The organism is Pseudomonas sp. RC2C2, from assembly GCF_018390435.1.
GTDB lineage: Bacteria > Pseudomonadota > Gammaproteobacteria > Pseudomonadales > Pseudomonadaceae > Aquipseudomonas > Aquipseudomonas donghuensis.
The window spans coordinates 380634-396245 of the sequence record NZ_JAHBAX010000001.1 but is presented as its reverse complement, the minus strand read 5'-3'; the positions used below and the strand labels follow the sequence as shown (position 1 = coordinate 396245).

Annotated in this window: 13 protein-coding genes and 3 pseudogenes; 8 read left to right on the top strand and 8 right to left on the bottom strand. The window is 56.7% G+C overall.

What is annotated here, in order from left to right:
- Window positions 1–30: 30 nt before the first annotated feature.
- Window positions 31–732: an MlaA family lipoprotein gene (locus KHO53_RS01810; RefSeq protein ID WP_159388954.1), complete on the top strand. Its 702-nt coding sequence runs from the start codon at window positions 31–33 to the stop codon at window positions 730–732.
- Window positions 733–785: 53 nt separating this feature from the next.
- Here the strand turns inward: KHO53_RS01810 and KHO53_RS01805 are convergent, their stop codons facing one another.
- A complete protein-coding gene (locus KHO53_RS01805) occupies window positions 786–1085 on the bottom strand; it encodes a PilZ domain-containing protein (protein ID WP_010227136.1) in 300 nt (99 codons plus the stop codon).
- A 261-nt stretch (window positions 1086–1346) separates the two neighbouring features.
- Here KHO53_RS01805 and rssB point away from each other — a divergent pair, with 261 nt between their 5' ends.
- Both rssB and rssC read left to right on the top strand, forming a co-directional pair.
- Window positions 1347–2531, top strand: coding sequence for a two-component system response regulator RssB (rssB, locus tag KHO53_RS01800; protein ID WP_010227138.1), 1185 nt, complete (start codon window positions 1347–1349; stop codon window positions 2529–2531).
- On the top strand, window positions 2528–3010 hold the full coding sequence (gene rssC, locus KHO53_RS01795) for an anti-sigma factor antagonist RssC (RefSeq protein ID WP_010227140.1): 483 nt from the start codon (window positions 2528–2530) through the stop codon (window positions 3008–3010). The genes rssB and rssC overlap by 4 nt, the downstream gene beginning before the upstream one ends.
- A 30-nt stretch (window positions 3011–3040) precedes the next feature.
- Here rssC and KHO53_RS01790 read toward each other — a convergent pair whose 3' ends face one another.
- The 3 genes from KHO53_RS01790 to dusA form a co-directional block, all read right to left on the bottom strand.
- Window positions 3041–4945, bottom strand: coding sequence for an alkaline phosphatase D family protein (locus tag KHO53_RS01790; protein WP_213569917.1), 1905 nt, complete (start codon window positions 4943–4945; stop codon window positions 3041–3043).
- Between the two features lie 176 nt (window positions 4946–5121).
- Window positions 5122–6048, bottom strand: coding sequence for a transaldolase (gene tal, locus KHO53_RS01785; protein WP_010227059.1), 927 nt, complete (start codon window positions 6046–6048; stop codon window positions 5122–5124).
- A 125-nt stretch (window positions 6049–6173) separates the two neighbouring features.
- Window positions 6174–7184 (bottom strand): tRNA dihydrouridine(20/20a) synthase DusA, encoded by a 1011-nt coding sequence (gene dusA / locus KHO53_RS01780; RefSeq protein ID WP_213569916.1) that lies wholly within the window; start codon window positions 7182–7184, stop codon window positions 6174–6176.
- 102 nt (window positions 7185–7286) lie between these two features.
- Here dusA and KHO53_RS25575 point away from each other — a divergent pair.
- From KHO53_RS25575 to KHO53_RS01760, 5 genes and pseudogenes are all read left to right on the top strand, one after another.
- A pseudogene (locus KHO53_RS25575) lies at window positions 7287–7607 on the top strand (site-specific integrase); the annotation flags it as partial.
- A 4-nt stretch (window positions 7608–7611) separates the two neighbouring features.
- Window positions 7612–7857: pseudogene (locus KHO53_RS01775) on the top strand (hypothetical protein); the annotation flags it as partial.
- Window positions 7854–8393: a baseplate complex protein gene (locus KHO53_RS01770; protein ID WP_213569915.1), complete on the top strand. Its 540-nt coding sequence runs from the start codon at window positions 7854–7856 to the stop codon at window positions 8391–8393. The pseudogene KHO53_RS01775 and the gene KHO53_RS01770, both read left to right, overlap by 4 nt.
- Window positions 8390–9094, top strand: coding sequence for a hypothetical protein (locus KHO53_RS01765; protein WP_213569914.1), 705 nt, complete (start codon window positions 8390–8392; stop codon window positions 9092–9094). The genes KHO53_RS01770 and KHO53_RS01765 overlap by 4 nt, the downstream gene beginning before the upstream one ends.
- A pseudogene (locus tag KHO53_RS01760) lies at window positions 9067–10039 on the top strand (hypothetical protein). The gene KHO53_RS01765 and the pseudogene KHO53_RS01760 overlap by 28 nt, the downstream one beginning before the upstream one ends.
- A gap of 15 nt (window positions 10040–10054) precedes the next feature.
- Here the strand turns inward: KHO53_RS01760 and KHO53_RS01755 are convergent.
- The 4 genes from KHO53_RS01755 to KHO53_RS01740 all read right to left on the bottom strand — a co-directional run bounded on the left by KHO53_RS01755 (window position 10055) and on the right by KHO53_RS01740 (window position 15436).
- Window positions 10055–11518: an SEC-C metal-binding domain-containing protein gene (locus KHO53_RS01755; protein ID WP_213569913.1), complete on the bottom strand. Its 1464-nt coding sequence runs from the start codon at window positions 11516–11518 to the stop codon at window positions 10055–10057.
- Window positions 11519–12684: 1166 nt separating this feature from the next.
- Window positions 12685–13692, bottom strand: coding sequence for a DUF262 domain-containing protein (locus KHO53_RS01750; protein ID WP_213569912.1), 1008 nt, complete (start codon window positions 13690–13692; stop codon window positions 12685–12687).
- The gene (locus KHO53_RS01745; protein ID WP_213569911.1) at window positions 13692–14243 is read right to left on the bottom strand and encodes a hypothetical protein; all 552 of its coding nucleotides are present in this window, start codon (window positions 14241–14243) and stop codon (window positions 13692–13694) included. The genes KHO53_RS01750 and KHO53_RS01745 overlap by 1 nt, the downstream gene beginning before the upstream one ends.
- A gap of 608 nt (window positions 14244–14851) precedes the next feature.
- On the bottom strand, window positions 14852–15436 hold the full coding sequence (locus KHO53_RS01740; RefSeq protein ID WP_010227057.1) for a hypothetical protein: 585 nt from the start codon (window positions 15434–15436) through the stop codon (window positions 14852–14854).
- Window positions 15437–15612 lie beyond the last annotated feature (176 nt).

Here is a 15612-nt window from a genome sequence, read left to right as displayed (position 1 = left end):
AGCGTCTGCCCCAGTTCGAGGAGTAACTCTATGCGTAGGATCGGCCTGATCGATCGGATGACCCGGGCCTGTGTCTGTGCCGGCGTGCTGTTGGCACCTGTAGTCGCGGCCCAGGCGGCGACCGAAGAAGATCCATGGGAAAGCATCAACCGGCCGATTTTCCGCTTCAACGACACGGTCGACACCTATGCCCTCAAGCCGCTGGCGCAGGGTTACCAGGCGGTCACCCCGCAGTTCCTCGAAGACGGCATCCACAACATGTTCCGTAACCTGGGCGATGTCACCAACCTGGCCAACAACGTCCTGCAGCTCAAGCCGCACGCGGCCGGTGTCGATACCGCACGGCTGATCGTCAACACCACCTTCGGCATCGGCGGCTTCTTCGACGTCGGCACCAAGATGGGCCTGCAGCGCAACGACGAAGACTTCGGCCAGACCCTCGGCTACTGGGGTGTGGGCAGTGGCCCGTACGTGATGCTGCCGTTGCTCGGCCCAAGCACCGTGCGTGATGCCATCGCCAAGTACCCGGACACCTACACCGAACCCTACCGCTACATCGAGCATGTGCCGACCCGCAACACCGCCATGGCCGTCGATGTGGTCGATACCCGCGCAAGCCTGTTGTCGGCAGAAAAGCTGATCAAGGGCGACAAATACATCTTCATTCGCAATGCTTATCTGCAGAATCGCGAATTCAAGGTCAAGGATGGCGAAGTCGTCGACGACTTCTGATCCGCATAGGCAAACAAAAGGCGACCTTCGGGTCGCCTTTTTTGTGTCTGCATTTATTTCATGCTGAGGATACGCAGGCCAAGCTTCTGTTCGCCGCCAGGCTGGTCGGCGATCCACACCACCTCGGTGCTTGCTTCCAGGCCCTCCAGCGCCGGGTACTCGGAATCGATACGCACCTCGAGCCTATCGCCGACCTTGAACTGGCGTGGCGCCTGGACCTGCATGCCGCTGCTGGAGAGGTCCAGGCAGATGGCAGCGATGACTTGACCTGCGTGGATCAGGCTGACATCTGCATCCACCCGCATGCGAATGAAATCGCGCTTCTCGCTGTAGTCCGTGTGCACTGAACTCATGTCTGCATCCTTCCATTGCGTTGCGGTTGGAGGGGTTTTTATAACTCCCGGTGCTTTCAGCTGTAAAGAGCATCGGCGACCATCGGTGTGCCCTTGAAACGCCCGGCGGATGGGAGTACCGTCTGCGCCTTACAAGGCACCTCTGCTATTTGCCGGACAGGTTTTGATGTCCTACAACTCATAGAAGAGTAGCTCGAAGTGAATCCAGTACGTGGGCTCCGCTCACCTACGCCCAACCTATTCCTGGCGCCGTTTGCCCACATGCAGAAAACCAGTGCAACGCTGCTGATAATCGATGACGACGACGTCGTACGTGCGAGTCTTGCCGCCTACCTGGAAGACAGCGGTTTCAGCGTCCTGCAGGCAAGCAATGGCCAGCAGGGCCTACAGGTCTTCGAACAGGAACACCCTGATCTTGTGATCTGCGATCTGCGCATGCCGCAAATGGGCGGCCTGGAGCTGATTCGCCAGGTGACCGAGCGCGCGCCGGAGTTACCGGTGATCGTGGTATCGGGTGCCGGGGTGATGAACGACGCCGTCGAGGCCCTGCGCCTGGGCGCGGCCGATTACCTGATCAAGCCGCTGGAAGACCTCGCCGTACTCGAGCATTCGGTGCGCCGGGCACTGGATCGCGCACGGCTGGTGCTGGAAAACCAGCGCTACCGGGAAAAGCTCGAAACCGCCAACCGCGAACTGGAGGCCAGCCTGCACCTGCTGCAGGAGGACCAGACCGCAGGGCGTCAGGTGCAGATGAACATGCTGCCGGAAAGCCCCTGGGTGGCCGACGACCTGTCGTTCGAGCACCAGATCATTCCGTCGTTGTACCTGTCGGGCGACTTTGCCGACTATTTTCGCGTCGATGACAGGCGAATCGCGTTCTACCTGGCAGACGTTTCCGGGCATGGCGCCTCGTCAGCCTTCGTCACCGTGCTGCTGAAGTTCATGACTACCCGTTTGCTGTTCGAATTCAAACGCGGCGGCACGTTGCGCGACTTCAAGCCCTCGGAGGTGCTCGGGCACATCAACCGGGGCCTGATCAACTGCAAGCTGGGCAAGCATGTGACCATGGTCGGCGGCGTAATCGACGAAGATACGGGTATCATGACCTACAGCATCGGCGGTCACCTGCCGTTGCCAGTGCTTTACACCCCGGGCCAGAGCCGTTACCTGGAAGGCCGTGGATTGCCGGTGGGGTTGTTCGAGGAGGCTGTCTACCAGGACCATATCCTGGAGTTGCCGCCGCAGTTCAGCCTGACCCTGCTATCTGATGGCATTCTGGACCTTTTGCCGGGTGAGACACTCAAAGATAAAGAGGCGGCCCTGCCTGAAATCATCAAGGCCGCAGGCGGTAGTCTGGATGGGCTGCGCCAACGATTCGGATTAGCTACGCTTGGGGAGATGCCGGATGATATCGCCCTATTGGTGTTGAGCAGGAACCTTCAATGAGTACGGGTAGAATCCAGTTCGCCGAGCAGAATGGCACCTTCGTGCTGAAGTTTGTCGGTGAAGTGCGCCTGACCTTATGTTCGGCGCTGGATGCGACGATTGAAAAAATCTTCACGGCGCTGAATTTCTCGGCGATCGTCATCGATCTGACGGAAACCAACAGCATCGACAGCACCACCCTGGGCTTGCTGGCCAAGCTCTCGATCCTGTCGCGGCAAAAAGTCGGGTTGCTGCCAACGGTGGTCACCACCCATGCCGATATCACCCGTTTGCTGCAGTCGATGGGTTTTGACCAGGTGTTCAACATCGTTGACCGGCCGATCCCGTGCCCGGAGTGCCTGACCGACCTGCCGTCCCAGGACCAGAACGAAGACGTGGTGCGCTCCAAGGTGCTCGAAGCGCACAAGATCCTCATGGGCCTGAACGACTCCAACCGCGAAGCCTTCCACGACCTGGTCAACGCCCTCGAACGTACCTGACCGTCGACCCGGGCGCCGTTCTGGCGCCGGTCAAACCTCTTTCAAGTCAGCTTCCCGTGGTGGAAACTCAGTCGCCTCGCTGCCATCGGCATTGAGCTGAAAAATCCGCGCCGGTTGCCCCTGTTCGTTGAAAAACACCTGGCCCAGGCCCGCGCTGTTCCACAGCCGCTCGCCGGCCTTGCTGTGGGCGGGTGTACGCGGGATCACTTGCATTTGCCGACGCTTGGTAAACCAGTTGAGCGGCGAGCGTGGCGAGTACAGCCAGCGGTTGAGGCGGTCGAAGGTATCCAGCAGGCGCTTGGGAAACTGGTTCTTGATGCCGCTGCTGGTGATCTGCCACAGGTGCGGGGCGCGCTGGCGGTGGCGGATCTGCACCTCGTAGACGAACGAATAGTGCACGTCACCGGAGAGGATCACGTAATGCCCCGGCGTGCGCGAGTGGCGGAAGATATTGAGGATGACCTGCGCGGCACCGCGATGGGCCATCCAGTTCTCGGCATCCACCAGCAGCGGATAACCCAGCCAGCTGAACACCCGCTGCACGGTTTCGATCAGCTTGACGCCGAAGATCGGCGCCGGCGAGACGATGATCGCCGAAGGATGGTCGAGCAGCGCTTGTTGCAGCTCGCTGAGGGCTTCCCAGTCGAGCAGGCCGGAGGGACGCTTGAAGTTGCTTTCACTGCGCCAGCGCCGGGTGCGGGTGTCCAGCACCAGCAGCGCCGGGCTGCTCGGCAGGACGAACTGCCAACCCTGAAAGCGCAGCAATTCGTTGATCAGCGAGTCCTGCAGCGGCGTGTCGAGGTAGTCATCGGCATCGGCGCTGTGGCTGCAAGCCTGGCAGTGCTCCAGCAGCCCGCTGAACGCCTCAGGGTTGTTGCCCCAGCCCTGGCAGAGCAGGTAACCGAGCAGGGCGTTGCCGATGATGCGCTTGGAGAACGGATGGCCATAGGCGGTTTCTTCCCATTGCGCCGACAGGTTCCAGTCATCGGTGATGTCGTGGTCGTCGAAGATCATCAGGCTCGGCAAGTGTGCCAATACCCGCGCAACCCCGCCCAGGCCGCTGGCAAAGCCGTTGATCAGCTGTTGTTCCTGGCGGTAGCGCACCTGGCGCTCGGTGGTGAGGCCCGCCGGCATCTGTGGCTCGATCAGGCTCCAGGGCACCGGCGACCAGACCAGCAGGTACATGGCCATGACTTCGGCGAAGGTCACCAGGTGGTTGTCGGCGTTGCTGCTGGTGAAGATCGGCTTGCGCGTGCCACCAAAAAATCGCTCGCGCAGGGTTTCGTTGCTCTCCAGTGCTGGCAGCAAGTCTGCGCGGTGGTAATAGCTGGCCGGGTGGCGGTAGAGCGCAGCGCTGTCATTGACCACCGCACCTTGCAGGTGCTCGCCAAACAGCCCCAGGCGCTCGATCAGCGCATGAATGGCGCGCAGCATCGGGCCAGCGACATCGTCGGCATAAACCTGGTCGCCGCTCATCATCAGCAGGGCAGGGCGCTGCAACGGCGCGGGGTGTTCCAGCAACAGGCGGTCGGCGCACAGCAGGCCGTCTGCTGCCGGGTGATGGGGTTTGCGGCATGAGCCGTGGAGCAGTTGCTCAAGGTGCGAGCGCAGGACGAAGTTCGGCCGTTGCGCGCCCGGGTAGAGCAGGTGCGGGGCGTACTGGGCGATGCTTTGGGTGTTGAGGATCAGGTCGTAGTCGATCTGCGCGTCGCACGGCAGCGGGCTGTCGAGGTTGATGTCGAGCAGGTGGACAAAGGCGTGGCGACCGATTGGGACAACCGTGCAGTTGATGTCGGCGCTAACGCCTGCGCAGCTCAGTTGCAGCTTGGCTTGCAGCGGCTCGGAGGCTACCAGCCAGAACACGATCCGCGTGGGTTCGAGGCGGCGCAGCAACGGGCCGGCCAGTACTGCGGGTAATTCGGAAGATTCAGACATCAACATCTCTGAAAGCAAAGTCGAAAGCATCGCGGGTCAAGTCGAGTCGTCGCACCGCCGCTCCCACTTGATGGGTGGGAGCGGCGGTGCGACGACTCGACTTGACCCGCGATGAGGCCCTGAAGGCCGATAAGATGCTCTACGCTGCACCCCTCACTGGCAAACCCAGATTTGTATCAGGCCTTTGCCGCCAACAACGCCTCGAGCTTCTCCTGGTCCCGGGCAAACTGGCGAATCCCCTCGGCCAGCTTCTCGGTGGCCATGGCATCTTCGTTCGATGCCCAGCGGAACTGGCTCTCACTCAGGTGCTGACGCGCCTCGCCGTTTTTGCCAGGCTTGAGGATACGCGGCAACTCGCCCTGATCCTCGCTCAACTGCTGCAGCAGCTCCGGGCTGATGGTCAACCGGTCACAGCCGGCCAGTTGTTCGATCTGGCCGATATTGCGAAAGCTCGCGCCCATGACCACGGTCTTGTAGTCATTGGTTTTGTAGTAGTCGTAAATGCGCGTTACCGACTGCACGCCCGGGTCTTCGGCGCCGACGTAGTCCTTGCCGGTGGACTTCTTGTACCAGTCGTAGATGCGCCCCACGAACGGCGAAATCAAAAACACTCCGGCGTCGGCACAGGCCTGGGCCTGGGCGAAGGAGAACAGCAGGGTCAGGTTGGTCTGGATGCCTTCCTTCTCCAGTACCTCGGCGGCGCGGATGCCTTCCCAGGTCGAGGCCAGCTTGATCAGCACCCGGTCGCGGCCGATACCGGCCTTGTCGTACAGCGCGATCAGTTGCCGGGCCTTGGCCAGCAACGCCGGTTGGTCGAAGGACAGGCGGGCGTCGACCTCGGTGGAGATACGCCCCGGAATCACCTTCAGAATGCCGGCGCCAACCGCCACGGCAAAGGCGTCACAGGCAAGGCCGACATCGCCCTTGCTGTGCTCGACCGATTGCTTGAGCAGCTCGGCATAGCCGGGCATGGCGGCGGCCTTGAGCAGCAGGGAAGGATTGGTGGTGGCATCGACCGGTTTCAGGCGGCTGATGGCATCGATGTCACCAGTGTCGGCAACCACGGTGGTGAACTGCTTGAGTTGTTCCAGCTTGGAAGTCATGGGCGTGCTCTGTCCTGTGCAATGGCTCGACATTACCCGAGCGCCGCCAGCCGCTCAAGGGCTGGCTGGCAGGCGGGGCGAAGGGGATAAGCCTTCGAGTGCCGAACCGGCCACAGGTTCCGGAACTAACGCCCCTGCAGCAGCTCGCCGGCCTGGTCGAGCAGGGCCAGCGGGTCCTTGCTCTTGTGGATATCCACCGACAGCAACTGGCGGAACTTGCGCGCCCCCGGGAAGCCCTGGCCAAGGCCGAGAATGTGCCGGGTGATGTGGTGCATGGCGCCACCGGATGCCAGGTGCGCGGCAATATAGGGGCGCAATCTGGCCAGCGCCGCACTGCGGCTGATCACCGGCGCGGTGCTGCCGAACAGCTGCTGATCGACCTCGGCCAGCAGGTACGGGTTGTGATAGGCCTCGCGGCCGAGCATCACCCCGTCGAAAATCTTCAAGTGTTCCTGGCATTCGGCCAGGGTCTTGATACCGCCGTTGAGCACCAGCTCCAGGTCGGGAAAGTCCGCCTTCAACTGCGCAGCGACGTCGTAACGCAGCGGTGGAATCTCGCGGTTCTCCTTCGGCGACAGGCCTTCGAGAATCGCGATCCGTGCATGCACGGTAAAACTGCGGCAACCGGCGTCGCGCACCTGGCCGACGAAATCGCACAGCTCGGCATAGCTGTCGCGGCCATTGATGCCAATGCGGTGCTTGACCGTCACTGGGATCTGCACCGCATCCTGCATCGCCTTCACGCAATCGCCGACCAGCGCCGGATGGCCCATCAGGCAGGCGCCGATCATGTTGTTCTGCACCCGATCGCTCGGGCAGCCGACATTGAGGTTGACCTCGTCATAGCCTGCGGCCTCGGCCAGCTTGGCGCACGCGGCCAGATCAGCCGGCACACTGCCGCCCAATTGCAGGGCCAACGGATGTTCGGCCTCGTCATGGCGCAGGAAACGCTCGGCATCACCGTGCAGCAGCGCGCCGGTGGTGACCATTTCGGTGTAGAGCAGGGCGTTGCTGGAGAGCAGGCGCAGGAAGAACCGGCAGTGGCGGTCGGTCCAGTCCATCATGGGTGCCACGCTAAAGCGTCTCGACACCGTAGAGCTTGAGTTTACTGGGTATGTAGCTGAATTCTGTACCATTTTGCTCTACGTGTTTGGTGTCTATTTTCGGGGGTAAATGGGCGTTATTTGAGGGTCGTTGGTACAATGTACCAATCATTTTTTCAATTGTACCAGTTGACCATGGCCACGATCAGAGCACGGAAACGCACCGACGGCAGCAGTAGCTACACAGCACAGATACGTCTTTATCGTGATGGCGTACAAGTTTACCAAGAGAGCCAGACCTTCGCCCGAAAACAGGCCGCTCAAGCGTGGGCGAGAAAGCGGGAGGCCGAACTGGATCAGCCCGGCGCGATCGAGCGCGCCAACCGCAAAGGCGCGACCATAAAAGAAATGATTGATCGATACATGGTTGAGATGGAGAAAGCCCGGCCTTTGGGTAAAACCAAACGCGGTACGCTCAAGGCAATCAGTGAGTCCTACCTGGGTACGGTGACCGACCAGGACCCGCAAGGCGGCGCAACAGCGGGAACGCGATCAGGGCCTGGCCGACCTGCAGGCCTTGCTCCAGGACGGCCAGGCGGATACCAGCATTCGCGCGCGCATGCTGGGCCCAGGCAATGCCGCCGATCTGCGCCGCGGGCTGCTGCAGGGCGATGCACCTGGGCATGAGTGGATCATGAGCGTCGGCGCGCTCCTGGTCGGCTCCGAGAAAGGACTGAGTTTCGTGCGCGAGCTGGTGGGCCTATGACTCTGTTGCTGGACGGCGAAGCGGTCCAGGGCAAGACCCTGAAGATCACCGCGAATATGCGTATCGAGAGTGACGACCTGTCGGGGCAGACCAGCAACACGGAGACGGCGCACAAGGGCTTCAAGCCCAAGACCCTGACCGTCACGCTGACCATTCCCTACGTTGACCACTCGTGGTTGAGCGCCTTGATGCGCCTGGCCGAGGCCACTGAAGGCGGCGGCCAACTGAAGACGTATCGCGTCGTCAACGACACGGCGGCGGCCTTCGGTATGCGTCAGGTGCAGTTTTCCGATGGGGTCAGCGCCCGACAAGACGACATTCTGCAGTGTTGGCGGGTGCAGTTCGGCCTGACCGAAAAGAAATCCAACCCGGAGAAGGTCGAGAAGCGCCGGCCCAAGAACGGCGTTACCGCGCAGTCCGGGCCCGGGGCGGCGGTCGGTGGTGCTGACGGCGAAGGCAGCGCCGGGGGGCAAGGTCTGAGCGGCTTTGAAGCGACGTTGAAAAAGGTGGATGACTGGCTTGGGGGCGGGCAATGAAACTGCACCAGGTGCTGACCGTCGCCGGCGTTTCGTTTGACCTGGTCCAGGCCGATGTTCGGCTTGAGCTGCGCAACCCGGGGCGGGCCACTTTCACCGTCCAGGCCGGCGCACCGCTGAAGGGTCTGGTGACGCTCGATGTCGGTTACAACGACAAGCCGCTGCAACGCCACTTCATCGGCTATATCGAGCGCTGCACGGCAGCCAACGCGGTGCAGCAGGTGCTGTTCTGCCGCGAGCTGGCTGCGATCCTGGCCAAGCCCTTGCCGATGAACTTGCGCCATGTGGATCTGCGCGGCGTGCTCGAGGAGGTGGGCCGACACACCGGCCTGAAGTTCCGCGTGCCCGAGCGCCCCTATGCGACAACCAGGGCACCGTTTTTCTACAGCCTGGCCGCCGGCTTTCAGGCAATGGAAAGCCTGGCCCAGGTGTTCAACATTCCCGACTTCATCTGGCAGCAGCAAGGCGATGGAGAGGTATTTGTGGGCAGCTGGGCAGACAGTTTCTTTGCTGCCCGTCCTGCGCTGCAACTCCCTGCCGAGCTGTTCGACAGCTACCAGGGCAACCAGAGCGCGATGATTGCTGCCCTGCCCGGGCTGCGACCAGGTGCAACAATCAACCAGGGCGAGCGCGTCACCCATGTGGCGCTCGCCGGCAATCAGATGGCGATCAAATGGAAGATGCAATCCGGCGCGCAGTAGAGCGCCAGTTCCCCGAAATCACCGGGGGTTACCACCTGCCGCGCTTCGGTCGGGTGGTCGCGGTACCGGATGCGCCGGCGGCGCCCGGGCTGTGCGACGACTTCCGCCCGCGCTTCGGCGTTGACGTCCAGGTACTGCTACCAGACGGCGAGCCCGACCCGGCCCTGCCGGTGTTCAACAGCCTGCCGCTGCCGGCGCCCATGGGCGGCCAAGAGGCCGGCATGTTCGGCTTCCCCGAGGAAGGCACCACCGTGGTGGTCAGCTTCGCCTACGGCCTGCCGCACAAGCCCTTTATCCAGCAGATCCTGCCGCACGGCCTGAGCCTGCCCCGGGTGCCGAAAGGTGACCAGGTATGGCAGCACAGCGAAGCCTGCCAGCAGCGTGTCGATGCCGACGGCAACTGGCTGCGCCAGACTGATGGAAAGATCCAGGACAAGGCGATCGAGCGCGAGGTGGAGGCCATGGCCAACACTGAGAGCTTCCAGAGCCACACCAGGAACGTGGACGACCATTCGACCGAGTCAGTGGGGGGGGTTAAAAAGATCGAAGCCCTTGGCGCGCTCAAGCTGCTTTCCGGCGGATCGGCCAGCCTGGCCGCCGTGGATGATCTGCACCAGGCCACGGGCCGCGATTACAACCTGGTGATCGGCCAGAAGCACAACGCCACGGTCGGCGGGGATATGCAGGAGCAGATCCAGGGCCTGCGCCGCAGTGTGGTCAAAGTCAGTCAGCGGCTACAGGCGCCCAAGACCTGGCTGGGCTCCGAGGGGGTCAACGTCCTGCAGGTGCTGTGCGATCTACTGGACGTGGTAGAACAGATGAACACCCAGCTTGCCAACCACACGCACGGACCAACCCCCCCCGCCCAGCAATGCAGCTGCATTTATGGAGGCTGCTGCTACAACAAAAGTTTTGACGGTAAGAATGAAACAAATAACACTATAATTTAATTATCTTTACTCATTCGTAGCCGCTCTTGTAGCAGCACTTTTTATATTTCTTACCAGAACCACATGGGCAAAAATCATTACGTCCAATAGTCGGGCTGCCGCCTATCTTTACACGTCTCTCAGTAACGTCGCTCAAGATACTCCCCTCCTTCATGACTTTCTGGGCAATTGATCTTTCGTCGCTGGAGAGTGGTACTGAGTTATCAATTACCATTATAGTCTCGGACCCGGGGGTATCTCCCTTCGTAGCGGACCCCAGAATTACAATTTCGGTTGCTAGCTGGTATTTATAGCGAGCAACGAGCGCATACATAAACATGCATTCCCGCCGTTCCTCGCGATATTCTTCGTAATTTTTGTAATCCTCGTCCCAAGGAAAAAATACAAAAACATATAACCTTCCAGGTCTTAGTTGAGACGGTATAACTCGCGACGACCTGGCCATCTCCGGCACCGTCCCATACTTGCCAAAAAAAGCTTGCGCCAATAGGCCGCTGGAGTAAACATTCTCGGATGCTAATACCTCAACTGCCCTGGCATGGTTAAGCAGTGGAAGATCTGCACCCTCACCTACGGTGGCATCTACTATACAGTCTGAGAAACTAGCGACCAGTTGACTCCAAGCCTCCGCATGTTTTCTACGCGAATAGCGCAAAGCGTAGGGGACAGACTTCTTATACTCAAGCCATTGCCCCTCAGGTATCGCAAAAGGGTGCCCATTCGCTATCGCTGGGCTTTTGATGTCTCCAAAACCTCGCCCGCCGTCCTCCAGTAGGTAATATGCCAGCGTTTCCTCTTCACCAGGACTGATGGTCAGTCCGCGCTTCCTAACCGCCCTCTCTTTAGCTTCAAGGTAATTGATAAAGTCGGACGGCGTGCATAGCTCTTCAAGTAGTAAAGCAATACCGTATTCATCCAGCACATGAACAAATGTTTTGGCTTGATCAACATCCCCAATGAAAAATGGATACTCAAGCAACTTCTGCTCGGGTAGGGTGTAAGCATAAGCCAGTGTCCCACTACTACCTGCTTGAATGTTGTCAAAGTGCTTCTTGGCCTTCTCTCCCACCCCTCGTGTCACTGCGACCAAGTGAATTTTTAGATCAGGACTAGATATGTCAAATGGGAATGGATCAACCAATTTGCTGTTTAAGAAAATCTGTCTAGGGTAATTCCGGACAAATTTCTCGGCAGCATGCAATTGCTTTGCAGAGTCTTTAATCGCTGAGCGATACCAGCGACTCCAAGCAAGTATTGGGTCGGTATGCTCCTGAAGCTTTACTTCGCCTTTATCTGAAAACAGTATTAGTGTGTTATTAAAATACACCGTTAGGTCGATCAGCTCTTTGCCTTTACCAACCGACCTAAATAGGCTCGGGTAGCTCCATAAGCTAAAAAAAGTTTTTGCAGCCACTTTCGCCAGTATTCTTTCACTTTCATTGACGCTAGGTTCTTTAACTAACGGCTTAAGCATGATCGTAACTCCCTGTCGGCCATATGCCATCATAGCTAAACGAGGTATGAAAAAATCATCGGACGCAAAAAAATCGCTTAGAAAAACACTTATCCCCCTCCCGCCGACGGGCTTTTCATCGCGAAAAATTGCAAAGACCGGTGGCGGTGCTATAGGGGCTGCAGGCTAGGCCCGGTGCGGGTCTTGGCAGGCTGGTGGCCATAGCACTGGGTGTAAAGAATTGAAGACCAGTGCAAAGCCATTGCGCAGGTAGAAGGGGATGCGAGCAGTGCGGATGTAGGCTGGAGCCCCTGATCTATGTAGGGTGGGCAGCTGAAAACTGCGCAATATCGAGGTTTTCATTTTCTGACCAGGTCGTACCGGCGATGGATTTGGGAACCAAAGGCCACGTCAAGAACTTCAGCCAAAGCCACGTCCTGTCTAGTGTTCAGCGATTGATGGGCATTTCTATGCGTTGCACTGACAAGAGCGCTCAGTAGGGAGCTGGGATTTTCGTGGGCAGGGGTGGGAAAAAGGTAATTTTAGTAATGAGGGGAGAAAATCGGACTGTAGGCCTTATCTAGCGCGCCTTTCGTTCATTACCTCAAGCGGTAATTTTTGGTAACCGACAAGGTAATGACTGCGCCAGGCCCCTACTTTACAGGGGTTTTCTGGGGGGTGGTATTACTGGAGGAAAAGGTAACACTCTAACTCAATATTACTCAGTTATTACCTTTTAGGATTTTCTCTAACCGGTTGATAAATATAGCTTTTACGTGCGCTGAGCATAGGGAATTACCAAAATTACCTTATCCCCAGGGGTCAACAGAAAACTCAAGATATAAGGCTGAGAGGGGCCTAGGCTTGGGCGTACACAAACTGTCATACGGCTCCCAGTCAGCCATTTGCTGGATGAGGTACTACGATCTTTGCATTCGTATGAGGAGCAAAAGGGGGTTAGCCGGCAGCGGAGGAAAAGCGGCTTTGAGTGACCATAAAAGCATTGAAGGGAGCTGATCAACACAGGGATCCTGGTCGGACTACGCTTTCGCTTTATTGTGTCCAATTACTTGGCGGATTGCCTAGTTGGTTGTTGTCTCTTGATTTTCGAGTGCCGAGTATTTAATAGGGTAGTAGTCAGGAATAGGTTGGTAGTCAAGGGTGGGGCGCCTATGCGCCCCAGTCAATTAAATTGTATTTCTAAGGGTTTTACTAATTATCTCGCCGCGAGCAATTCGATTCCCTCTATCATTACTTGCCTGTAAAGCAGCTTTATAGTATCGCTCTACATCGGCGCTGCCTGTGTCCAACCCTGTGCCGACAATGTCAACATGATTAAAAAAGGTTTCTAGTTCGCTGCGAACCCTTGGGATGTTTAGGTCGACATTCGCGGTTATCAATATTTTGTAGATTTCTACAAATAATGTAAAAAAGTCTGCTTTCTTGTAGATTCGTGACTTTGGTGGGAAGTTTAATCTGCTGATGAAAGTGAGGACTTTTTCAATATTTTTAAGTAGTAATTCTTGCGCGTCGAACTCTTCGTTGAATTTTTCAAGAAATATTTCTACTTCGCTATCTCGATTGAAGTAGGTGCTCATTACTGTGGCGGTCAAGCTGGCGCAATACATAACATCATTCATGCGCTTGACATCTGTAGATGTAAAAACCCGATAATCATCAAAGAATTCGAGTTGTGAGATTTTTTCTGCGAATTTTTTAAACTCGCCGCCGTATCGAGCGTTATGAATTTCCATTGCGTTCAAGCCATAGCTTGTTGAGTTGATTCGCTGAAATACTTGTTTTATTTGATCGATGGACATGTTGCCAAGGTCACGAACTACGACTTTATACTCTAGAAATCTAACTTGATCTCCTTCTGGAAGCTTGTCGTAGCGAGGGAAGTCTTTTGGCAGGCGTAAATCTGCCGAGCCTCTAAAGTACTGGTAGAGCGTTGTGATCCGCTGCTGTCCGTCGACTAGCATTTCGGCACCTTCCCCAGTTTTTGTGTCAACTTTCCCTGCTGCTATATATATCTCAGGAAACGGATAGCCCTCTAGAACGGTTCTGATAAATTCGATTTTGTCTTTATTGATCCAGACTAAGCGCCGCTGAAATTCTGGCTGAGGGATTAGAGTGCCATTGCCTATAGCGGTCAATAACACACGAAGGCGTCTATTGGATGCTGAGGTGTCCATTAACTTAGCTCCTTGCACTGGTCGATGCAGATTTTTTGATACTCTTGCAGGAAGAAGTTAGAGTGGTACAACCCTGCTCGTATCGCATACGGTCCATAGTGGCCGCTTGAGGTTAAAGCGTTGAAAAAGTCCCACCATTTGGATGTGAACTCAAAATATTCATTTCTCGGAAGTTTGTCTGGCCTGATCCAGCCTTCCGAAAGATACTTGAAGAATGATTCAGCCTTGGGCCAATCGGCTCCTCCTTTTTTAAAGAGGTATGCTTCAGTCCAAATTCTTTCAAATAATTTTGAAGATACAACAGCAATATCGATGTCGGACTCGTCATGAAAAAGTTGAAATCTTCGACTTGGCTTAATGCTGAAGCCTAGCTTTCCAGATCCAACCATGATTACATCGTTGAATTCTACTTCAAAGTGTTCGCATACTTGCTCTTTGAGGCGGTAGTGCTGGTCGGCGCTTAGGATCTGGCTCTCGGCGCCCAGTATGTATTTTCTAATTATCTGTAGACTCGTAAGGTTGATTAAGTCTTGTTTGAATTCTTCGATCATCTATAAGGCCTGCCGTGGCTGGTAGGAGTTTACCTTTGCCCCTCTAACATCATCCAAGCTGAATATATATCAGTACAGGGTATCACGGCCACTGGTTTGCTATCGCTCGTCAACCTGAGCATCTGGAGTTCGAAGCGTAAGCGTAGATATCTTTTCACGGGTTGCTATGGCCGCTATCTGCGTGGTGTGAAGGCGGGGGACTGGTCGCGGCTCGGCCAGCGGAGAGGGTTGTCATTGGTACAGAACTGGTACAGATTTTATCGAGGGTTACTGCGGGCCATATTTTTAGAGGGTCTGAGGTCTAGTAGATCCAATCCATCATAGGCGCAACGCTGAAGCGGCGGGACGGCTCAGGGCGCGGGTTTACTGGGGTTGAGGCGGATTCTAGGGGTATTTTCGGTTACGTGTTTTGTACCATTAGCTGGGCGTTTTTTGATGGATCGTGGGTACGATGTACCACCTCGCCAGGATCCGTATCAAAAACAAAGGTGCCATAGTCTACCAAGAGTGCCAGGCATTCGCCCGCAAGCTGGCTGCCCCGGCCTGGGCAAAGCGACGAGAGACAAAGATGGCTGAACCTGGAATGCCAAGCTCAGCTATTCGACAGGTTACGCGCAAGTAGCTAGGCACAAGAACGCTTGGTAGGTTTTATAGGTGCCATATGCAAAGGCGGATATTGAAACCAAACCCAATGCGCCGCAGGTGGCGTGTAAGGTAGTGGCGACGTTGTTGTGCCACTTTACAGCGCTGTCAAAGGCCATCTGCGAAAGATACGTCAAGCAAGAGGTGATGCCGATAGCCAATGCCCCGATTACAAAGGCTGTTAGCGAATATGCGAAGTCCGGGATGGCGCTGCTGTTGTTGTCTGAGAGTTTGCCAATGAAGGCGAGCAGGGCAATCGCGGCTCCTCCATTCAGTAGCAGCATCGTCTTGAGTGCGTTTTGCCCTGATTGGATAATGCTTTTGAACATTTCCAAATTGGCTGACAGGTTGTGTTTGTGCGCGTCCAGGGAAAGCTGGAGTCTCGCCTTGAGTACTTCGCTGTTCTCCTCGGGGTTGTTGTCTGTTGAGGTGGCTTCGACAACCCTATCGATATACGTTATTAACTTGTCGCAATTGACTGTTTCATGACCCTGCGATTTAACCTCGCTAATAGAGGTCTTCAGTGCTTTCGCGAATGCGTTTGCGTCCATTACTCAATGCTCGCTTGTTTGACCAGTTGACTCAGTTTCCAAAAGGAGCACGCTGAGCGGATGCGTCAACATCCCATCCGCCCACCGAACCCGCAACCTCTCCCACGACGTGGACCCACCGTACTGGAGACAGTCGAGGTTTTTCAGGTGGTTTGTCCAGTGCGCTCTTATCTTTG